At 69.3% G+C, this 19,140-nt stretch carries 20 protein-coding genes and 1 tRNA gene; 11 read left to right on the plus strand and 10 right to left on the minus strand.

The window, feature by feature from the left end:
- The first annotated feature begins 71 nt into the window (after positions 1 to 71).
- The 4 genes from C475_RS10750 to C475_RS10765 all read left to right on the plus strand — a co-directional run bounded on the left by C475_RS10750 (position 72) and on the right by C475_RS10765 (position 1,989).
- Complete coding sequence (locus C475_RS10750; RefSeq protein WP_006883856.1) at positions 72 to 554, plus strand: hypothetical protein; 483 nt, start codon at positions 72 to 74, stop codon at positions 552 to 554.
- 52 nt (positions 555 to 606) lie between these two features.
- Entirely contained in the window at positions 607 to 1,038 is a 432-nt protein-coding gene (locus C475_RS10755; protein WP_006883857.1) for a metal-dependent transcriptional regulator, read from the plus strand.
- A 49-nt stretch (positions 1,039 to 1,087) separates the two neighbouring features.
- On the plus strand, positions 1,088 to 1,849 hold the full coding sequence (locus tag C475_RS10760; protein ID WP_006883858.1) for an HNH endonuclease: 762 nt from the start codon (positions 1,088 to 1,090) through the stop codon (positions 1,847 to 1,849).
- Between the two features lie 34 nt (positions 1,850 to 1,883).
- Positions 1,884 to 1,989 (plus strand) — tRNA-Gln (locus C475_RS10765).
- A gap of 75 nt (positions 1,990 to 2,064) precedes the next feature.
- Here the strand turns inward: C475_RS10765 and C475_RS10770 are convergent.
- Together C475_RS10770 and C475_RS10775 are read right to left on the minus strand one after the other, a co-directional pair.
- A complete protein-coding gene (locus tag C475_RS10770) occupies positions 2,065 to 3,102 on the minus strand; it encodes a DNA-methyltransferase (RefSeq protein WP_006883859.1) in 1,038 nt (345 codons plus the stop codon).
- A gap of 163 nt (positions 3,103 to 3,265) precedes the next feature.
- Positions 3,266 to 3,991, minus strand: coding sequence for a GNAT family N-acetyltransferase (locus C475_RS10775; RefSeq protein WP_006883860.1), 726 nt, complete (start codon positions 3,989 to 3,991; stop codon positions 3,266 to 3,268).
- A gap of 336 nt (positions 3,992 to 4,327) precedes the next feature.
- On the opposite strand from C475_RS10775, the gene C475_RS10780 reads away from it, so the two are divergent.
- Positions 4,328 to 5,035 (plus strand): HD domain-containing protein, encoded by a 708-nt coding sequence (locus C475_RS10780; RefSeq protein WP_049930457.1) that lies wholly within the window; start codon positions 4,328 to 4,330, stop codon positions 5,033 to 5,035.
- Positions 5,036 to 5,071: 36 nt separating this feature from the next.
- On the opposite strand, the gene C475_RS10785 is transcribed toward C475_RS10780, so the two are convergent.
- Positions 5,072 to 5,776: a LysE family translocator gene (locus tag C475_RS10785; protein ID WP_006883862.1), complete on the minus strand. Its 705-nt coding sequence runs from the start codon at positions 5,774 to 5,776 to the stop codon at positions 5,072 to 5,074.
- Positions 5,777 to 5,783: 7 nt separating this feature from the next.
- A complete protein-coding gene (locus C475_RS10790; RefSeq protein WP_006883863.1) occupies positions 5,784 to 6,521 on the minus strand; it encodes a proteasome assembly chaperone family protein in 738 nt (245 codons plus the stop codon).
- A gap of 138 nt (positions 6,522 to 6,659) precedes the next feature.
- On the opposite strand from C475_RS10790, the gene C475_RS10795 reads away from it, so the two are divergent.
- Together C475_RS10795 and C475_RS10800 are read left to right on the plus strand one after the other, a co-directional pair.
- A complete protein-coding gene (locus C475_RS10795; RefSeq protein ID WP_006883864.1) occupies positions 6,660 to 7,598 on the plus strand; it encodes an RsmB/NOP family class I SAM-dependent RNA methyltransferase in 939 nt (312 codons plus the stop codon).
- The gene (locus C475_RS10800) at positions 7,595 to 8,140 is read left to right on the plus strand and encodes a DUF7122 family protein (protein WP_006883865.1); all 546 of its coding nucleotides are present in this window, start codon (positions 7,595 to 7,597) and stop codon (positions 8,138 to 8,140) included. The genes C475_RS10795 and C475_RS10800 overlap by 4 nt, the downstream gene beginning before the upstream one ends.
- Positions 8,141 to 8,507: 367 nt before the next feature.
- On the opposite strand, the gene C475_RS10805 is transcribed toward C475_RS10800, so the two are convergent.
- Positions 8,508 to 10,013, minus strand: a complete 1,506-nt coding sequence (locus C475_RS10805; protein ID WP_006883866.1) for a DUF790 family protein — start codon at positions 10,011 to 10,013, stop codon at positions 8,508 to 8,510.
- A 114-nt stretch (positions 10,014 to 10,127) separates the two neighbouring features.
- Here C475_RS10805 and C475_RS10810 point away from each other — a divergent pair, with 114 nt between their 5' ends.
- A complete protein-coding gene (locus tag C475_RS10810) occupies positions 10,128 to 10,799 on the plus strand; it encodes a hypothetical protein (protein ID WP_049930459.1) in 672 nt (223 codons plus the stop codon).
- Positions 10,800 to 10,881: 82 nt separating this feature from the next.
- On the opposite strand, the gene C475_RS10815 is transcribed toward C475_RS10810, so the two are convergent.
- Both C475_RS10815 and C475_RS10820 read right to left on the minus strand, forming a co-directional pair.
- The gene (locus C475_RS10815) at positions 10,882 to 12,120 is read right to left on the minus strand and encodes a cytochrome P450 (protein WP_006883867.1); all 1,239 of its coding nucleotides are present in this window, start codon (positions 12,118 to 12,120) and stop codon (positions 10,882 to 10,884) included.
- A 123-nt stretch (positions 12,121 to 12,243) separates the two neighbouring features.
- Positions 12,244 to 13,686 carry a DEAD/DEAH box helicase gene (locus C475_RS10820; protein ID WP_006883868.1) on the minus strand — a complete coding sequence of 481 codons (1,443 nt, stop codon included), beginning with the start codon at positions 13,684 to 13,686 and terminating at the stop codon, positions 12,244 to 12,246.
- 136 nt (positions 13,687 to 13,822) lie between these two features.
- Here C475_RS10820 and C475_RS10825 point away from each other — a divergent pair, with 136 nt between their 5' ends.
- The 3 genes from C475_RS10825 (at position 13,823) to C475_RS10835 (ending at position 17,457) form a co-directional block, all read left to right on the plus strand.
- A complete protein-coding gene (locus tag C475_RS10825) occupies positions 13,823 to 14,539 on the plus strand; it encodes a nucleotide exchange factor GrpE (protein WP_006883869.1) in 717 nt (238 codons plus the stop codon).
- A 192-nt stretch (positions 14,540 to 14,731) separates the two neighbouring features.
- Positions 14,732 to 16,654, plus strand: a complete 1,923-nt coding sequence (gene dnaK, locus C475_RS10830) for a molecular chaperone DnaK (RefSeq protein WP_006883871.1) — start codon at positions 14,732 to 14,734, stop codon at positions 16,652 to 16,654.
- Between the two features lie 506 nt (positions 16,655 to 17,160).
- Positions 17,161 to 17,457, plus strand: coding sequence for a HalOD1 output domain-containing protein (locus tag C475_RS10835; protein ID WP_006883872.1), 297 nt, complete (start codon positions 17,161 to 17,163; stop codon positions 17,455 to 17,457).
- An 18-nt stretch (positions 17,458 to 17,475) separates the two neighbouring features.
- On the opposite strand, the gene C475_RS10840 is transcribed toward C475_RS10835, so the two are convergent.
- The 3 genes from C475_RS10840 to C475_RS10850 all read right to left on the minus strand — a co-directional run bounded on the left by C475_RS10840 (position 17,476) and on the right by C475_RS10850 (position 19,129).
- On the minus strand, positions 17,476 to 18,078 hold the full coding sequence (locus C475_RS10840) for a J domain-containing protein (protein ID WP_049930462.1): 603 nt from the start codon (positions 18,076 to 18,078) through the stop codon (positions 17,476 to 17,478).
- A gap of 107 nt (positions 18,079 to 18,185) precedes the next feature.
- Entirely contained in the window at positions 18,186 to 18,941 is a 756-nt protein-coding gene (locus C475_RS10845) for a proteasome assembly chaperone family protein (protein ID WP_006883874.1), read from the minus strand.
- Between the two features lie 5 nt (positions 18,942 to 18,946).
- Positions 18,947 to 19,129, minus strand: coding sequence for an RNA-protein complex protein Nop10 (locus tag C475_RS10850; protein ID WP_006883875.1), 183 nt, complete (start codon positions 19,127 to 19,129; stop codon positions 18,947 to 18,949).
- Between the last annotated feature and the right edge of the window lie 11 nt (positions 19,130 to 19,140).

Genomic DNA, 19,140 nt, shown 5'->3' on the forward strand with positions numbered 1-19,140 from the left:
CTTACGTCCCCGCCTACCCGACCAGTGCCTATGAACCGTGCGACGGGCGACGACCGCGGGGAGGTGGCGGGGTGAGTCTCACCGTACCCGTCGGGTCCGACCACCAGCTGGCCCGCCTGCTCCAGATCGGTATCGTGCTGGAGGAGGTCGTCGAGGCGCGGGCGTCGAAACACGCGCACGATAGCGGGGCGGACCTGACCGAGGACGTGCGGGCGATGCTCGGCGACGCCGCGGCCGAATCGGCGGACCACCGGGACCGCCTGGAGGACTTGATCGCGGAACTCGACGCGGACACGGTCGCCTACGAGGAGATCGAGGCGCTCGTCGAAGCCCAGTACGAGTCCGACGAGGACTTCGACGGCGTCCTCTACGACCAGCTCTGCAACGAGGAGACCGCCTACAAGTTCTACGACGACCTCATCGAGGCCGTCGAAGCCTCGGACGTGCAGTTCGGTATCGACCGCGACCGGCTGCTCGACACGCTCGCGGCCATCCGCGAAGAAGAGGCCGAGGGCGTCGAGGAAGTGACCGAGCTCATGGAGGAGCGACGATGACCGCCGACGGCCCGGTGGGCCGCCGGATACCCGCTCGAACGGAGGAATACCTGTGAACACGGCCGACCAGTACCTGAAAGCCATCTACCTGATCCAGCAGATCGAGGACGGCCCCGCGTCGACGGGCGACCTCGCCGACCGACTCGACGTGAGCCCCGCCAGCGCCAACGAGATGATCGGCAAGCTCGAAGACAACGGCCTGGCCGAACACGAGAAGTACAAGGGCGTCTCGCTGTCGGACGAGGGCATCGTCCGCGCCCGCGACGCGCTCCAGAACTACTGCATCATCGAGCGCTTCCTCGTCGAGGTCCTCGAAGTCGAAGACTTCCGCGGCGAGGCCCGCCAGCTCGAGAGCGTCATCGACGAGACGGTCGCCGACCGACTCGACACCATCATCGACCGCGACCCCGCCTGTCCGGACTGCTTCGACCCCGAGAACGACGTCTGCGGCCTGCTCGAAGTCCCCGCCACGGCCGACGACTGAACCGTAGTCGTCCGTACGTTTTTGCCGAATCCCGCGGCCACCCCGCGGTGTGCCCGACTGTCCGACCTGTGGAACGTCGCTTTCGACCGAGGCCGGAAAGCGCCAGCATCACGCGAAAGTCCACGGCGAGTCGCTCCCGAACCGGACGTGCGTGGACTGTGGCACCGAGTTCTACGACCCGAAATCGCGGCTGTCGTACTGCGACGACTGCGACCCGAACGCGGGCGAGAACAACGGCAACTGGAAAGACGCGAGCGAACGGACAGACTGCGAGCGCTGTGGCGACGAGTTCGAGTACTACCCTTCGGACAAGGAGGGCGTCTACTGTCCCGACTGCGTGCGCGAGGCCGACGAGTTCCTCGGCGACCACTACGCCGAGGTTCACGACATCGAACGGGTCGAGCGCGAATGTGAGTACTGTGGGGAGGAGATGATAGTCTTGGCTTCGGAGCGAAAGTACGGCCACGGTCGGTTCTGCTCGCTCGATTGTCTCTCCGACTGGATGTCGGAAACGCGGTCCGGGAAAGACCATCACCAGTGGTTGACGGGCAGTCGAACGTACGCTGGAAAGTGGTGGTCCGCCCGACGTCGAGCCCGCCGACGCGATCAGTATCGATGTCAAAACTGTCGGAAAACTGCCGCCGAAATCGGTCGGAACCCGGACGTTCACCACATCGTCCCGCTCCGAACGTTCGACGACCCCCAAGACGCTCATACGCTCGATAACCTGCTGTCGCTCTGCCCGGAGTGCCATCGACGAGCCGAGTGCGGACAGATCGAGATCCCGTCTTCCGGAGATACGCAAGAGTAACGCTATTATGCGACCGTCGTATAGCCATTCGTGAAGTCCCGTGGTGTAGTGGCCAATCATAGTGGCCTTTGGAGGGGTTCTGAAACCCGTCAGATCCCCGGAGACAGCCACTGACAACGGTTCGAATCCGTTCGGGACTATGTAAAATATATTACACTTCTGTCGGGCTTGAGGTTCCAGATACGACCGATCTTTTCCAGTGACGCTCGTAACGCTCAGACCGGTTCGTGAGTCACCCGATACCCCTCGTCGGTCGACTCGACTGATTCGACTTCGTAGAAGCGGATCTCCCGTTCCTGTTTGGTTCGGACGGGGAAGTCGTAGTGGACGGCGTCGTAGCCGAGTTCGTCGCCCTCGGCTCGAACGTCGGCGACGAACGCGCGGTGGCGGTCGAGGCGTTCGTCGACGACCGACCGGGAGAGCGCGGGCGCGTCGGCCACCGCGTCGTCGAACACCTCGGCGAAGGCGGCCTCGCGCTCGTAGCCGACGGAGTCGCGGCCGGCGACGAGGGCGGCGAGGGAGGTGGTACCGGTGCCCCAGAAGGGGTCGAGGACGGTGTCGCCGTAGGCGGAGTACATGTTGACGAGGCGGTAGGGGATCTCGAAGGGGAACGCCGCGGAGCGCTCGCGCAGTTCGTCGTGGTCGAGCGCCTGGAGGTCGCCGGTCACGTCGGTCCACACGTCGGAGAACCAGCGGTTGCGCTCCTCCCAGAAGTAGGCGGCCTCGTAGCGGCGGTCGGCGCCGGGCTCGAACGACCGGGAGTCCCCGCCGTTGCGGAAGAGGAGGACGTACTCGTGTTCGAGCGTGACGTAGGCGTTGGGCGGGACCATCCCCGAGCCCATGAACTTCGCCGCGCTGTTGGTGGGTTTGCGCCAGAGCACGTCCGGCAGCGGATCGAACCCGAGCGACTGGAACGCTTCGAGCACGCGGGCGTGGTTGGGGTAGACGCGGAAGCTCCCGTCGACGGTGCGCGTGGCGTCGCCGACGTTGACGCAGGCGACCCCGCCGTCGACGAGGACCCGCTCCAGTTCCGCCCACACTTCGTCGAGGACGCCGTGCATCGCCTCGAAGGCGCGTTGCCCGTCGCCCTCCTCCAGCGCGTCCGCGACGGCCGGGTCGAGCGCGCCGAACGCCTCGTCCCACATCTCGATCATCGGGTACGGCGGCGAGGTCACGACCAGGTCGACGCTGTCGTCGGCCAGCGTATCGAGTTCGCGCGCGTCGTCGACGACGACCCGATGACTCGTCTCCATCGTCTCCCACCTCCCACCCGCGGTCCTTGAGTCTCCCGACCTGAGTCGACCCTCGACGTCCCGTCTCGGGTCTGGGTCCGGTGACGCGGAGTGACTCCGCGCGGCGGCAAGCGGTGACCGTCCTCTGTCGGACGCTATCGCGAATCGAACGCCGACGGGCCGCTCAGAGGTAGGCGGCGTCCCACCGGGTCGGCTTGCGGGCGTTGCCGCAGTTGTCGCACTCGATGCGGCCCATCGCGTCCATGGCGTTGGCGAGGCGGTTGCAGTTGCTACAGAAGTAGCCGTAATGGTCGGTGCCGTCCTCGTCGCGGTAGACGGTGTAGAACTTCGCGGCGGAACCGTCGTCCCAGTCGGTCTCGTCGACGTAGACGGTCGCGCCGTCGGCGCTCTTGAGGGCCTGGAGGCCGCCGTCGCCGGACTCCGCCCAGACGTTCTCGACGTGGTGGTGACCGGCGATCTCCAGGTCGGCCTCGTCGACCTGTTCGAAGCCCTGGGCCTCGTAGAAGCCGTTGCCGTCGATGTTGTCGGCGAGGACGCGGCCGACCATCCGGTCGGCGCCGGCCTCGGTCAGCCGCTCGCGGGTCTCCTCGAACAGCGCCGTGCCGATCCCCTCGCCCCGATAGGCGGGGTCGACGTGGAGCCACAGCAGCGTCGCGTCCTCGCCGGACAGTTCGCTCTCGGCGAAGCCGACGACCTGTCCCTCCCGGTCGGCGACCAGCAGGTGTCGCTGCTCGTCGTTCGTCGCCTCGTCCAGCGCCGCCTCGCCGTACCACTCGGAGACGGCACCGGTGATCGCCTCCGGACTCAGCGAGTATGACGCCTGCAGCGACCGCCGCGCCACGTCCCGGATCGCCGGTCGGTCCCCCCGCTCTGCGGTGCGCACGTTCATACGACATACGTTGGCACGCACCACGATAAAACCACGCCACACCGCCGATCGGGTTCCGACTCGCGAACCGGTCGGCCCGCGCGCTGGACGCGCGTCGAGATCGGTGAACGGCACGGAGCGGGATCCGGGACGCGTTCCGGTTCGCCGAACGACGGATCGACCGATAGCGTGCGAATCCGTCCGTCGTGGAACGGGCGCAGGCGGTCGGACACCGCCGTTCGCGGGGGGCGCAACGGGGTCGAAACCGGCGGGCCACGGGTGTCGTAACGCCTAAGAGTCGAACGCGCCTTTCTGTTCGTAAGATGACTGACGCACGTATCTCTTGGAGGGGGTTCCGTGGGCGTCGAAATTAGGGAGTCGCCCGTCTCGGCCGAGGCGTTCGCGGAGATGGAAGCTTTCGTCCACGACTACCTGGCCGCCAGCGTCGAGAGCGAGGACGACGGCGGTCGCATGCGGTGGTACCCCTGGCACTCCGCGGAGTACCGGTTCAACCACATCCTCAACGTGGTCGAACTCTCCGAGGAGATCGCCGAGGCGGAAGGCGCGAACGTCGACGTGACCCGAGTCGCCGCCCTCTTTCACGACATCGCGAAGCTGGAGGTTGACCAGGACCTCCACGCCGAGGAGGGCGCCCGCGTCACCCGCGAGTATCTCACCAGCCACGGCGACTACCCGGCGTCGTTCGTCGACGAGGTCTGCGCCGCCGTCCGCGACCACTCCTATCAGGGCGAGTTGACCGACCTGCCGCTGGAGACCCAGTGTCTCATCGAGGCCGACCTGCTCGACAAGGTCGGCGCCAACGGCACGGCGCTCATGCTGTTGCGGATGGGCTACGAGTCCCGCACGCACATCGACGCCGCCGAGATGGTCGGCCGGGTCCTCGAACGGGGCGTCGACGCCCGCGACCGCGTCCGCAGCGACACCGCCGAGAGCATCTGCCACCGGCGGCTCAAGCGCGTCAGGTGGTTCAAGGAGTGGCTCGAAGCCGAGGTCGCCGACGTCGAGCCCGAGGAAGCGCCCGGACCGCCCGGCGGGTCGGACTGACGCGCCGAACGGCGGCGTTCCCGGCGGTCGATCCCCTCACAGGCCGGCCAGCGTCCGCGCCGCCGTCCAGCAGAAGGTGAGGCCGAAGCCCGCCAGCACCAGCGCCGAGGCGACCGCGGCGGCGGGCGCGAACGCGTCGACCCGTCGCCCGACGCTGACCAGCGTCGCCGGGAACCCCGTGATCCAGACGACGATGCCGCCGAACAGCCCCGCCAGCAGCGCCGGGCTCCCCGTCCGCACGACGAGCGCGCCGGCGAGGCCCTCGCCGACCGCCGGGAGATACGACAACACGTCCACGGTCCCCGGTTCGAGCAGGCCGACGCCGACGGTCAGCCAGAAGATGATCTGGTAGGGGTTCGTCAGCGCGAGGACGAACGCCTTCGTGAACCCGCGGGCGTCGGCGTCGTCGGCGTCCGGACCCGCGTCGTCCGACAGAAAGTCCGCGCGGGCGTCCCGCGCGGCGCCGACGGCGAAGTACAGCATCAGCAGGCCGCCGACGCCGACCATCGCCGCGCGGACGGTCTCGGCGCCCTGCAGGAAGGCGACGACGCCCGCCAGCGACAGGGCGAAGAAGACGAGGTCGGCCGTCATCGCGCCCAGGCCGGCGGTGAAGCCGGCGACCCACCCGCGGAGGACGCTCTCCTCGGCGATGACGGCGTTCATCGGTCCCGGCGGCGCCGCTAACGCGAGGCCGAAGACGACACCGACGCCGAACGTTCCCGCTGCGGTGGCGACGCTCATTCGAGCGTTACTGGTACATGCCCATCGGCTGGGCTCTCGAACTCTCCTCGTCGCCTTCCTGCATCCGCTTGGCGAGGTTCTCGCGGGCCTGGCTGATCTCTTCGGCCTGCTCGACGAGGTGGTCCGTGTCCACGTCGACGCCGGCGATCGGGCCGAAGCCGTCGAGGAGAACGACCCGCGCCGCCTCGGGGTCGGGGAAGTTCCGGTTGGCCTCGACGACGAGCCCGAGCGCGTCGAGGCCGCTCCGTTCGGCCTCATACAGCAGCGCGCCGGTCGGGCCGCTGATAACGCCGCTCTCGGCCGGCGGCGCGATATCGTACTCGTCGAGGAGACCGGTCGCCTCGCCGCTGGCGACGCCGTAGAGGTTCGGGACCCCCTCCTTCTCGGCGGGGAGGCCCGAGACGTACAGCGCCGTCGCGTCGCGGTCGGCCAGCCAGCCCGTCAGGCAGGTCGCGAAGTCGTCGGCGACGTTCGGCGAGACCGGCACGTCGCTCTGGAGCGCCAGCAGGTCGCGCCGCTCGTCGGCGTAGAGCCGCACCGGCGGCTGGTAGGTCCGGTCGTCCTCGCCGAAGACGGCGACCTCGGGCAGCCCCTCGCAGTGACACGCGGCGTAGTAGGTCATGTCCAGGGCGTCGACGAGGTGGTCCGCGGCGATCTTGCCGACGAGACCGACGCCGGGGAGCCCCTCGACCAGCGTCGGCTCGTCGAGTTCGATGTCCTCGCGGTGTACGTCGATCTGCGCCATACCGTCACCCCGGCCGCCAGCGGCTTAAAACCGAGCGCGGACGGCCCTGTTCGGTCGAAGACCCTGTCCCAGCGGCCGTCGACCCGCGTCGAGGCGGAGCCGAGAGGGTTAACACGGCCGGCTGACAACGGGGAGCCAATGGACGTACTGGAGCGCTACGAGTCGCTCGTCGACGATTTCGACGCCTTCCGCGCGGCCTGTGACCGCCCGCTCCCGTCGGTCGTCCGCGTCAACACGCTGAAGACGACCGTCGAGCGGGCCCGCGCCGCCCTGGACGAAGCCGACATCGCCCACGAACCCGTCGGGTGGCACGACGGCCTGTTCGCTCTCCCCGACGACCAGCCGGGGACCAACTGGCCCTACGTACTCGGGTGGATCCACGGTCAGGAGGAGGTCTCGGCCGTCCCCGCCGCGGTACTCGACCCCCAGCCCGGCGAGCGCGTCTGGGACGCCTGCGCCGCCCCGGGGAGCAAGACGACTCAGCTGGCCGCCCTGATGGACGACACCGGCCTCTTGGTCGCCACCGACAACAACCTCGGCCGCATCTCGGCGCTCCGGTCCAACGCCGAGCGCGCCGGCGCCACGAACGTCGCCGTCACCCACGAGGACGCCCGCAACCACTCGCTCAAACCCTTCCGCGCACCGGATTCCGACGGGGGTCGCGAGGGCGCTCCGTACGACCGCGCGCTCGTCGACGTGCCGTGCTCCTGCGAGGGGACTATCCGGAAGAACCCCGACGCGCTGGACGACTGGGAACTCGACCACGTCGAGGGCATCTCCGGCGTCCAGAAGGGCGTGCTCCGCCGCGCGATCCAGACGACGAGGGAGGGCGGCACCGTCGTCTACTCCACCTGCACGTTCGCGCCCGAGGAGAACGAGGCCGTTCTCGACCACGCCCTGTCCGAGGAGCCTTGCGAGCTGGTCGAGTTCGACCTGCCCCTGGAGTCGACCCCCGGCGTCACCGAGTGGCAGGGCGACTCGTTCGACGGATCGGTCGAGAAGGCCAAGCGCATCTACCCCCACCACAACGATACGGGCGGCTTTTTCTGCGCGAAACTGGAGGTGACCGCCCAATGAGCCCCGAGAACGCCGACGCGGGAGGCGCCGGCGACGCACCGCCCGAGAACGACGGGACGCGATTCGACCGGCTGCCAGCGACCGCCGACGAGCGGGTCGTGGAGGGGCGGCCCACCCGCGAGGAGGTGCTGGACTGGTGGGACGAGCGGTTCGGCGTCCCGCCGGAGACGTTCGACGGCCACACCTTCTGGGAGCGCGGTTCGGGCAAGATCTGGGCGTTCGCCGACGACGTCGCCTCGCCGGTCGCTATCGAGGGGCTCGGGCTGGCCTTCCTGCGGACCCGCCGCGAGCACTGGAAGCCGACCCTGGAGGCGGTCCAGCGGTTCGGCGACAGCGCGGAGGAGTGCGTCATCCACCTCCCCCGCGAGGCGGCCGCGACGTTCGTCGCCGGCGACGACCAGGAACTCGACTGGGACGGCGACTGGGGCTACCTGATCGTCACGACGGACGTTGCGGGTGAGTCCGAGCCGGTCGGCGTCGGGCTGTACGTCCACGGCGAACTCCGGTCGCAGGTTCCGAAGGGGCGACGGCGGGAGCTGTGACTCGAGTGTATGATTCCGGCGGCAGGGTGTTGGTAGTCTCCGGATCGTTAGCCGAGTCGCTACCGCAAGCAGCGGTGAGCGCTGAAACCCCTCGCCGCGCTCGCGGTCGCTGAGCGGGATATCTTCGCTCCCTGTGGTCGCTCAGATAGTGGCCCGCTCAGACGACTACAGCGGACGCGAGCGCCCCTCGCCCGTTCAGTCCACCAGGAACCGCGACCGCCCCGCACGGCACCGCAGACAGCCACAGACCTCCCGAGCCGATTGCGCTTCGCGCTCACTGCGTTCGCTCCGATGCTCATCCCTCGCACGATACCGTCGCGCGCATGAAAGCGCGCTCCAGCGCGCGCCGACCGCACCGTAACCGCACTCAGTCGGCGCGCTCGCGGAGGGTCCCGCCGCTCAGGCCTTCCCACTCGACGCGGTAGCCCAGCGCCGACAGCGCGGCGCTGGCGTCGTCGATGCCGTACTCGTCGAGGACCGCTTCTGCGTCGCCGAGTGTCATCCCGGTCTCGATCCGCTCGCCGAGGTCGTCCAGCACCGCCGGCCTGACGAGCGTCCGCCCGACGCGCTCGTGGTCGGGGAACGACTTGCCCTCGACGGCGTCTTCGCTGACGCCGTACTCGGCGGCCAGCGACTCGATGGTCACCACGTCCGCGTCGGGGACCAGTTCGTCGGGCAGGGCGGCGACACTCTCGGCGACGAGTTCGTCCTCGTAGCGCCGGAGCGCGTCGCGCACGTCCTTGATGCGGACCGTCCCGGAGTAAGGGATCGCCCGGTGGTCGCGGGCCTCGATCGCCTCGCCGGCGCCGAGGCTCTCGTCGACGGCGACGAGTATCTCGACGTCGTCGATGGCGTCCAGCTGTCCGAGTTTCTTCTCGACGTACTCGGGCGTCCAGAACCCCATGATCTCGAAGAAGACGCGGAAGTCGGCGTGGCGGTAGTCGAAGGCGAAGTCGGGGATAGCGACGCTGGCGCCCGCTTCGAGGGGTTCGGGCTCGCGCACGAGGTCCCAGTCCAGCCCGAGGGACTCGAAGCGCGCGGCGAAATCGGCCTCGACGCCGCTGTCGTAACTCACCTCGGTGACTGGTTCGACGCCGGGGACCGACACGTGCGCGTCGGTCAGCGTCATCTCCCGCTCGGTGCCCCGGTCGTCGACGGTCGCGGTCAGCGTCCACTCGTCGGCTTTCGCCACGGTGCGAAGCAGGCGAGCGAAGCGGGTGCCGTAGCGACGCGTACTGCGGAACAGGGCGTCCGGTCCGGTGACGACGACCTCGCGGCCGGCGTCGGTCTTCCGGACCTCGTACATCAGCCGCAAGCGCTTGACGGCCGAGACGAGCGCCTTCGGGTCCGAGGAGCGGACGCGGACCTCGGTCGCGTCGAACAGCGCGGTCTGAGCCAGCGAGAGGTTGTACTGGGCGACCAGCTCCCCGGGGTCCCAGCGCGGGTCGATTTCGGCGAGGACCTGCCGGTCGTCGAGGTCGGCGTAGAGGGCGTCGGCCACGTCGTCCGGCTCGGTGTCGAGGCGGTCGGCGGCCCGCGCGAGCGCCCGTTCGCGGTCGTCGGCGCTGACGACGCCGACGGCTTCGCTCGCTTCGAAGGCGACCTCGCGGGCGCGGCGGGGTTCGACGGGGGCTCGGACCTCGAAGCGGGCCTCCCGGTCGAGGAGCTTGGCGAATCCGCGGACGAGCTTGAAGTCCTCGGCGTCGCCTTCGAGGTCGGTCAGCGCGTCGTCGAGGGCCGCTCGCGTGTGGTCGACGTGGCCCTGGTAGACGCCGAGGACGCGGGCCGCGAGGTCGCGCTGGGCCTCCCCGACGAACTGGGGGTGGAAGCCGCCGCCGGCCCGCGAGACGCGCAGCAGGTCCTTCGTCAGCACACCCGCGACTCGGCCGGCGAACGGGATAAGCGCGGCGGGAGTGCGCCGGGTCGAGAGGGGGCCGCGCCGTTCGTGACGGGAAGATTCTTACCGGACCGCACCCGGGAGAGCAGTATGCAACGACGGACGGTCCTGCGCGGGCTGGCCGCCCTCGCGGCGGGGGCGGGCGCGGGCTGTACGGCCAACCGCGAGGTGCCGGCTGTGGCTCCCGAACCGCCGGCGGGGATCGCGACCCCCGAAGAAGACGAGTTCGCCGGCGAGTCGGGCGGAGACGGCGACGGGAGCGGAGACGACGCCGAGCCGACGCCGGACCAGCAGCGGTTCGTTATCCCGGCTCGGACGTTCCGGTCCGACGAGGACGGCGACCTGCTGGTCGAGCTGATGGTCCGAAATCGCGCCGACGTCGCCCACGAAGCGGTGCTGACCGTCTCCGTGGGGGCCGACGACAAGACGTTCACGTCGTCGCGCCACGTCGTCCTCCAGCGAAACGCGAGCCGACAGTACGTGTTCCGCTTCCCGATCGCCGAACGCCAGATGACGGACTTCGACCCCACCTTCGAGTCCGGGCCGCCCGACACGCCGATCCCGGAGGGGACGGTCACGCCCTACCTCGAAGACCGGCCGACTGCGACCGACCGCGAAACCCGGGCCTCGACGTCGGCCGACTCCGACTCGAACACGACGGGAGCGACCGCCGCCGCCTCGAGCCCGGACCCGACTCCGTCCGTACCGCCGACCGACACGCCGAGCGAGACGCCCGGGTCGACCCCGAACCCGAGCGAGTGAGCCGTCGCGGACGCGTCGACTCGACTCGCCGTAGACGCCCTCCGCGTTCGCTCGACCGCCCGTCCCGCTGGAACCGTTCGACTCACTCTCGTTCGTCGTAGCGGATCGGGAGCGACTCGACGCCGTAGACGAACGAACTCCGGGTCGGCTGGAGGGTGGCGTCCGCGAGTCGCACGTTTTCGACGCGGTCGAGCAGTTCCGACAGTCCGACCTCTGCTTCCAGGCGAGCCAGCGGCGCGCCGAGACAGTAGTGGGTGCCGTGGCCGAACCCGAGGTGCTGGTTCGGCGACCGGTCGGGGTCGAACGTGTCGGCGTCGTCGAACCGGCGCTCGTCCCGGTTGGCGGAGCCGAGCCAGACGACGACCCGGTCGCCCGCCTCGATGGTCTCGCCCCCCATCCGAACGTCCTCGACTGCGACGCGGCTCATCGCCTGGACCGGCGAGCGGTATCGCAACACCTCCTCGATGGCGTTCGAGAGCGCGCGTTCGTCGCCGCGCAACTCCTCGAAGCGGACGGCGTCGGCCTCGGCGAACGACCGCACCGCGTTGGCGAGCAGGTTCGTCGTGGTGATGTTGCCGGCGACGAGCAACAGGATGCACGTGCCCAGCGCTTCCTCGTGAGAGAGGCGCCCGCCCGTGTCGGACTCCTCGGTGGCGATGACCGTCAGCAGGTCGTCGCGGGGGTTCTCGCGGCGGTCTTCGACCGCTTCGAGGAAGTACTGGGCCATCTCCATCTGGCTCTGCTGCTGGCGCTCGGTGAACTCGTCGGCGCCCTCGTCGTCGCTCGCGGCCGCGACGAGCGTGTCGGACCACGTCTTGAACCGGCCGCGGTCCGACGGCGGGATGCCGAGCAACTGCGCGATGACTGTCACCGGGAACGGGTACGCCAGGTCCGCGACCACGTCCATCTCCCCGGAGTCGTCGACGGCGTCGTCGAGTAACTCGCCCGCCAGCTCCCGGAAGTGGGGCTCGCGGTCGGCGAGCGTCCGCGGCTGGAACCAGTCGTCGACGACGCCGCGGAGTTCGCCGTGTCGGGGCGGGTCCTCGAACAGCATCGTGTCGAGGATGAACCCCGCTCCCGGCTGCTCCGGCTCCTCGAAGTCGTCGGCCTCGCGCGGGTCGACCGAGAACGTCTCGTCGTCGTCCAGCGCGCGCTTGACGTCCTCGTACCGGAACACGTCCCACGTCCGGCGCCCAGGGTCGTATCTCACCGGCGCCTCCTCGCGCATGCGGCGGTACCAGTCGAACGGGTCGAGCCAGGACTCGCGGTCCTGGAGCGCTTCGGGGACGGCCTGGAGTCCCTGGGGGCCTGCAGAACTCATGTGCGCACTTCGGACGCGACCGTGCTAAACCCTCCGTCGGATCGGGCACTGGTTCGCAAGTAAATCTGCCGTATGTGGCCCATATGGGCGATGAAATGGCAGTTTATCGAATCGAGTAGATCGTTAGCGCCGCCGTCGCGCGACCCGTTCTTCGGCCGTCTCCTCGGTGACGATCTCGTAGAGTAGCGCGCGTTCACCGTCGGCCTTCGGGCGCAAGATCCGGCCGAGTCGCTGGGTGAACTCCCGCTCGCTCCCGCTGCCCGAGAGGACGACCGCGACGTTGGCGTCGGGCACGTCGACCCCCTCGTCGAGGACGTTCGCCGTCACGACCCGGGAGTACTCGCCCGAGCGGAACCGTTCGAGGATCTCGCGGCGTTCGTCCGCGCTCGTCTCGTGGGTAATCGCCGGGATCAGAAAGCGCTCGGAGAGGCGATAGACGAGGTCGGTGTGAGCGGTGAAGACGATGACGCGGTCGTCGCTGCGTCGGCTTCGCCGGCGTTTCGGTCCGGAGGCGGCTTCGCCGCCCCCACGGTGGCGGTCGAGCAGCGATTCGAGCCGCTCGACCTTCTCGTCGGCGTTCATCATCACCTCGCGGGCGCGCTGTTTGGCCAGCAGCGCTTCCCGCGCTCGGGGGTCGCTCCCGGAACGCTTGACGAGTTCCTGGTAGTCGCTGCCCGAGCGCATCTGGATGCCCGAACTCGCGAGGTAGTCGGTGAACGTCTCCTGGTGGCGCTCGTAGACCTCGCGCTCTTCCGGAGTGAGTTCGACCGTCAGGCGCTTGATGTCGTAGTCGGCGAGGTGGTCGCCGGCGAGTTCGTCGACGGCGATCCGGTGGACGAGCGGCCCGACCAGCTCCTCGACGACCTCGTGGGCGCCGTCGGGGCGCTCGAAGGTGGCGGTGAGACCCATCCGCGCTGGCGCGGCGAGCAGACGGGCGATGTCGCGGTAGCCCTCGCCGCCGAGGTGGTGGACCTCGTCGAAGACGACGAGGCCGAACCGGTCGCCGAGTTCGTCCGCCCGGAGGTACGCCGAGTCGTACGTCGAGACGGTCACGTCGGCCAGACGCTGTTCGCCGCCGCCCAGCTGACCCACCTCGCGGTCGAACTCCCGTTCGAGTTCGCGGCGCCACTGTTCGAGCAGGTCGATGGTCGGCACGACGACGAGCGTCGGCGTATCGAGCGCCTCCATCGCGGCGATACCGACGACGGTCTTGCCGCTCCCGGTCGGGAGTTCGAGCACGCCGCGACAGGCGAGCGGTCGCGAGCCCTCACTCGCGTGGCTCGCGAGGACGCCGCGGCGGTCGGCGGCCGTCCAGTCGTCGAGCGCGGCCCGCTGGTACTCTCGGAGTTGGTACGTCGAGTCGAGCGAGAGGTCCGAGAGGGCGAACACGCGGTCCTCGTAGGCGACTCCGCGCTCGTCCAGCGCCCCCAGGAGGTCGACGTAGCGATGGGCGGGCGCCCGGCGGGACTTCGAGCGGGCGTCCCGTTCGACGAACGGCAGGTCGTCGAGCGCGTCGCCGCCGGTGATCCTGACGGTGCCCTCCTCGTAGACGAGCCGGACGGTCACTGCAGGTTGTATCCGCGCCTGGGAGTTAAGCGGTGCGGGCCGAGACCGGTCGATGTCGCGTCGGTCACGCGGCCTCGCCGGCGCGCCGGCGGTCGGATTCTCAACCCTTTTGTCGCCGCGGCGACTGCCTACGGGTATGAGCGAGCAGGACGCGTCCGACCCCGCTGAGGCCGCAGACGAGCAGCCAGGCGCGACCGCGCAGGAGGGGGACGCGAGCGACGAGCCCGTCCAGCCCGACGAGGTCATCGACGCCGACGAGGCCGGTGACGGCGACGGGTCGAGCGACGCGGCGGCCGACGGCGAGGTCGCTGTCGACGAGCAACTGGTCGACCGCGTCGCCGAGTCCGACCCGGAGTCCGTCGCCCGCGAACTCGCGGCGCTGCGGACGCGCGTCGACGGACTGGAGGACCAGCTCGACGACCGGGAGGGAGAGATCGAGGAGCTGACCGAGAAGCTCAAGCGCAAGCAGGCGGAGTTCCAGAACTTCAAAAAGCGGATGGAGAAGCGCCGCGAAGAGGAGGAACAACGGGCGACCGAGGACCTGGTGACCCGGCTGCTCGACGTGCGGGACAACCTGCAGCGCGCGCTCGAACAGGACGAGGACGCCGATATCCGCGGCGGCGTCGAGTCGACGCTGCGGTCGTTCGACGACGTGCTCGACGCGGAGAACGTCGACGTGGTCGAACCCGAGCCGGGCGAGGACGTGGACCCTCACCGCCACGAGGTGCTCGTCCGCGTCGACTCGGACCAGCCCGAGGGCGCCATCGCCGAGGTCCACCGCCCCGGCTACGAGATGGCCGACAAGGTGATCCGCGAGGCGCAGGTCACCGTCAGCGACGGCGCAGGCCAGTAGCTGCGACGCCCGCAGACCTGTCTTCCGACTGATTTTTCGACGGTCTTTGGCTCGTATTGCGGTCGGATTTATAGGCACCGGTCGACCGCGGCGGTCCAGCCACAGATCGGCCGTTTGCGGGCGTCTGGAGGGGGTCACCGTCGGTCGCGTCTAGCAACTTTTAACCGGCACAATCGGGTATAGACGCGTAAGATGGCGAGCAACAAGATTCTCGGAATCGACCTCGGGACCACGAACAGTGCGTTCGCGGTCATGGAGGGAGGCGACCCCGAGATCATCGTCAACAGCGAAGGCGAGCGGACGACACCCTCGGTCGTCGCGTTCGACGACGGCGAGCGTCTCGTCGGCAAGCCCGCGAAGAATCAGGCGGTCAAGAACCCCGACGAGACCATCCAGTCCATCAAGCGCCACATGGGCGAGGACGACTACTCGGTCGAACTCGACGGGGAGGAGTACACCCCCGAGCAGGTCTCGGCGATGATCCTCCAGAAGATCAAACGGGACGCCGAGGAGTACCTCGGCGACGACGTCGAGAAGGCGGTCATCACCGTTCCCGCGTACTTCAACGACCGACAGCGCCAGGCGACGAAGGACGCCGGTGAGATCGCCGGCTTCGAGGTCGAGCGCATCGTCAACGAGCCGACCGCGGCCGCGATGGCCTACGGGCTGGACGACGAGTCCGACCAGACCGTCCTCGTCTACGACCTGGGTGGGGGCACCTTCGACGTCTCCATCCTCGATCTGGGCGGCGGCGTCTACGAGGTCGTCGCCACGAACGGTGACAACGACCTCGGTGGCGACGACTGGGACCACGCCATCATCGACTACCTCGCCGAGCAGTTCCACGACGAGCACGGCATCGACCTGCGCGAGGACCGCCAGGCGCTCCAGCGGCTCACCGAGGCCGCCGAGGAGGCGAAGATCGAGCTCTCGAACCGCAAGGAGACCCGCATCGACCTGCCGTTCATCACGACCACGGACGACGGCCCCCTCGACCTCGAGGAGAAGCTCACCCGCGCAAAGTTCGAGTCGCTGACCGAGGACCTCATCGAGCGGACGGTCGGCCCGACGGAGCAGGCCCTCGAAGACGCCGGCTACGGCCAGGGCGACATCGACGAGGTCATCCTCGTCGGCGGGTCGACGCGGATGCCCCAGGTTCAGGACCGCGTCGAGGAGATGACCGGCCAGGAGCCCAAGAAGAACGTCAACCCGGACGAGGCGGTCTCGCTCGGTGCGGCCATCCAGGGCGGCGTCCTCAGCGGCGACGTGGACGACATCGTCCTGCTCGACGTGACGCCCCTCTCGCTCGGTGTCGAGGTCAAGGGCGGCCTGTTCGAGCGGCTCATCGAGAAGAACACCACGATCCCGACCGAGGAGTCGAAGATCTTCACCACCGCCGCGGACAACCAGACGCAGGTCCAGATCCGCGTCTTCCAGGGCGAACGGGAGATCGCCAACGAGAACGAACTCCTCGGTGAGTTCGCGCTCTCGGGCATCCCGCCGTCGCCCGCCGGAACCCCCCAGATCGAGGTGTCGTTCAACATCGACGAGAACGGCATCGTGAACGTCTCCGCCGAGGACAAGGGGTCGGGCAACGAGGAGGCGATCACCATCGAAGGCGGCGCCGGCCTCTCCGACGACCAGATCGAGGAGATGCAGCAGGAGGCCGAAGAGCACGCTGAGGAGGACGAGGAACGTCGCGAGCGCATCGAGGCCCGCAACGAGGCCGAGAGCACGATCCAGCGCGCTGAGACCCTCCTCGAAGAGAACGAGGACGAGGTCGACGAGGAGCTCGTCGAGGATATCGAGGCCGAGATCGACGAGGTCCGCGAGGTCCTCGAAGACGAGGACGCCGAGACCGAGGAGTACAAAGAGGCCACCGAGAGCCTCGCCGAGGCGCTCCAGGAGATCGGCAAGCAGATGTACCAGGACCAGGCCGCCGAAGGCGCTGCCGGCGCGGGCGCCGCGGGCGGCGCGGCCGGTGCCGGCGGCATGGGCGGCATGGGCGGCGCCGGTCCCGGCGGTGCGGCGGGCGCAGGCGGCGCCGGCGGCCAGGGCGAGGAGTACGTCGACGCCGACTTCGAGGACGTCGACGAGGAAGACGAGGACGAGTAACGCGAGTCCGAGTCTTCCGCTTGGGCTCCGGAGAGCGTCGCTCTCCCGGCGTCTCGAAAAGCGACCGCAGAGAGTTTTTCGATAGACGAGGGTGGAGACGACGAGTAATCGGGCCGTCCGGCCTGTCCCGCGATTCCGCGGGCTCGGCAACGCCGTTTTCGCCCACGGTTCGAATTCGTCGGCTAGGGACCACTCCCGAGTTCCGTCGGGGCCTCGCGGCGGACCTGACCGAAAAACGGCGGGGCGCGCCGGAGGCGCATACGTCTCGGGCTCCTTCGAGTGGCCGGCGCTGTTCGACGACCCGATTCCGAGGGGAGTCGCTGAGACACCAGAGTACTCAGGTACGACGCTCAATGGTGTCGGCGATCAAGAACGTGCATGGCGCGATTCGAACTGCCGAGTCGCGACTGGTATCTGCACAGGGCCGAGACCGGTGCCGGGCGCCCGGGCGGCCCGGGAGACTCCCTCGGTCGGTCCGTCGACCCGCTGGGGCCCTCGGTCCGCCGATGACCGTGGCATGCGACTGGGCGGTCACGCACGCCTACGAGGACGAGCGCCCCAGCCACGCGGTCGTGCGGGCGGTCGCCGCCGCGACGGACCGCTCCGTCGTCGACCTCGACCCCCTGCACGAGACGGTCGACACGGACGCGTTCGACGACCTCCTCGGGCGGGGCACTCGCACGAGGGTGTCGTTCCGGTACGCCGGCTGTACAGTGACCGTCACGCGACGCCACGTCCTCGTCCGGCCCGACGACCGCGACGGCTCGCCGGGGACGGACGGCGACCGCGACGGGGCGCCCTGACGGGGGCCGAAGAGCGCGTCACCCGGCGTGGCGTTTCGCCGTCGTGTACGCCTCGCGGACGCGTTTGAACTCGTCCTCGTCGCCGCCCTGGTCGGGGTGGGCCTCCTTGACCTTCCGTCGGTAGGCGGCTTTGACTTCGTCGAGACTGGCGGTCGTCGCGAGGCCGAGTTCGTCGAACGCGGCCGTGGCGGGGTCGCGGGTCTCGGCCGGCTCGGCCGGACCGAAGTCGACGTCGGGCACCTCGAAGGGGAGGCGGTCGCCGAGGTGGACGCCGGGCATCTCGTGTTCGACGAGGATGGGGACGGTCGGCGAGCGGTCGATGCGGTAGTACGCCTGCGCGTCGAACGTGATCGCCACGTCGCGCTCGGGGAGGTAGAAGGCGACCGGCTGTCCCTCGACGGGGTGCTCTTCGGCGTAGGCCTCCCCGATGGCGTCGAGGTAGTCGCGTAACTCGGCCCGCCGGCGCTGTTCGCCGCCATCGCGACCGTGCGGATGCTGACGCGTCGGAAACAGGCGGTCGGCGGCGACGAACAGGCAGGCGGCGAGGACGCTGCTGGCGAGGCCGAGCCCGAGACCGACGAGCAACCAGCGGGGCAGCCCGAACAGCGCGTCGAGTACCACGCGCGAGCGTTGGCGTCGCTCCACTATCAAAGTCTCGCCAGCGGATCGTCGCTCGGGTCTCGACCGGGGGTCGGGTCGCCCCCAGCCGGGTCGGCGACGGGCCGCGGTCAGCCGATGTACCGCAGGTCCTCGTCCGAGGGAGTCGGCGTCCCCTGGTCCATCTCCTGGATCTTGCGGACGACCTCTTCCATCTCGTCGGCTCGCTCCTCCAGGGAAGCGTAGTCGACCTCGAAGTCGACGACCTCCTGGAGCACTTCGAGGACGGCCTGTGCGCTCTTGGGGTCGACGAGGTAGCCGCTGGTCTCGCCCATCAGACAGGCCGCCTCGAAGCCGCGGCGCTCGCCGAGGCCGAGGAGGAGACCGCTGACGCCGACGATGCCGCCGGCGGGCTCGTCCTCGCGGAACTCGACGCCCACGGCTTCGAGGTCGTCGACCACTCCGTCGGTCGTCGCCGCGCCCAGCACGGAGTACTCCTCGATGAGTTCGCCGGTCGGGACGCCTCCCAGGGCGAAGGCGCGGGAGACGCCGTGGTCGTCGGCCACGTCGAGGAAGGTCTCGGTCAGACCGTAGTGGCCGGTGTTGTCCTGGGCCTGGTGGTCGCCGGTGAGCACGAGCATGTCCCGGCCGTCCTCGGGGCGGACGGCGTGGAACTCCGCGCCCGCCAGCTCCGTGCGGCCGTCGTCGACGCTGACCTGCGGCGGGAAGTGCGTCGAGTGGACGCGCTCGACGGGCTCGCTCTCCAGTTCTTCGAGGAGGTGCTCGGCGGCGAGCTTCCCGACGTGACCCACGCCGGGCAGTCCCTCGACCAGCACGGGGTCGTCGAGTTCGACGTCGCCCAGCGCTTCGCGTTCGAATTCGTCCATGGGCCCTAGTCGCGGCGCCGCCGCTTAAGTGCGCGTCGATACTCCCCGTAGTTGTCCTCGGGTGAGAACGGCGCCGGCGCGGAGTTGACCGCCTCGGCGCCGCAGTCGGGACAGCTGTCCGAGAGCGTGTAGCGCGGCCGCTCGTGGGCCGATCGCCACGCCGAACAGACGAGAATGTCGGATTTCATGTGAAGACTGG

This window comes from Halosimplex carlsbadense 2-9-1, from assembly GCF_000337455.1.
GTDB lineage: Archaea > Halobacteriota > Halobacteria > Halobacteriales > Haloarculaceae > Halosimplex > Halosimplex carlsbadense.

Bases quoted from the DNA above. Each gene is read 5' to 3' on its own strand.
- C475_RS10775 (WP_006883860.1), bottom strand. From the start codon at position 3,991: ATGAACGTGCGCACCGCAGAGCGGGGGGACCGACCGGCGATCCGGGAC.
- C475_RS10795 (WP_006883864.1), top strand. From the start codon at position 6,660: ATGGACGTACTGGAGCGCTACGAGTCGCTCGTCGACGATTTCGACGCC.
- C475_RS10785 (WP_006883862.1), bottom strand. From the start codon at position 5,776: ATGAGCGTCGCCACCGCAGCGGGAACGTTCGGCGTCGGTGTCGTCTTC.
- C475_RS10815 (WP_006883867.1), bottom strand. From the start codon at position 12,120: ATGAGTTCTGCAGGCCCCCAGGGACTCCAGGCCGTCCCCGAAGCGCTC.
- C475_RS10800 (WP_006883865.1), top strand. From the start codon at position 7,595: ATGAGCCCCGAGAACGCCGACGCGGGAGGCGCCGGCGACGCACCGCCC.
- C475_RS10835 (WP_006883872.1), top strand. From the start codon at position 17,161: ATGACCGTGGCATGCGACTGGGCGGTCACGCACGCCTACGAGGACGAG.
- C475_RS10845 (WP_006883874.1), bottom strand. From the start codon at position 18,941: ATGGACGAATTCGAACGCGAAGCGCTGGGCGACGTCGAACTCGACGAC.
- C475_RS10810 (WP_049930459.1), top strand. From the start codon at position 10,128: ATGCAACGACGGACGGTCCTGCGCGGGCTGGCCGCCCTCGCGGCGGGG.
- dnaK (WP_006883871.1), top strand. From the start codon at position 14,732: ATGGCGAGCAACAAGATTCTCGGAATCGACCTCGGGACCACGAACAGT.
- C475_RS10770 (WP_006883859.1), bottom strand. From the start codon at position 3,102: ATGGAGACGAGTCATCGGGTCGTCGTCGACGACGCGCGCGAACTCGAT.
- C475_RS10790 (WP_006883863.1), bottom strand. From the start codon at position 6,521: ATGGCGCAGATCGACGTACACCGCGAGGACATCGAACTCGACGAGCCG.
- C475_RS10850 (WP_006883875.1), bottom strand. From the start codon at position 19,129: ATGAAATCCGACATTCTCGTCTGTTCGGCGTGGCGATCGGCCCACGAG.
- C475_RS10825 (WP_006883869.1), top strand. From the start codon at position 13,823: ATGAGCGAGCAGGACGCGTCCGACCCCGCTGAGGCCGCAGACGAGCAG.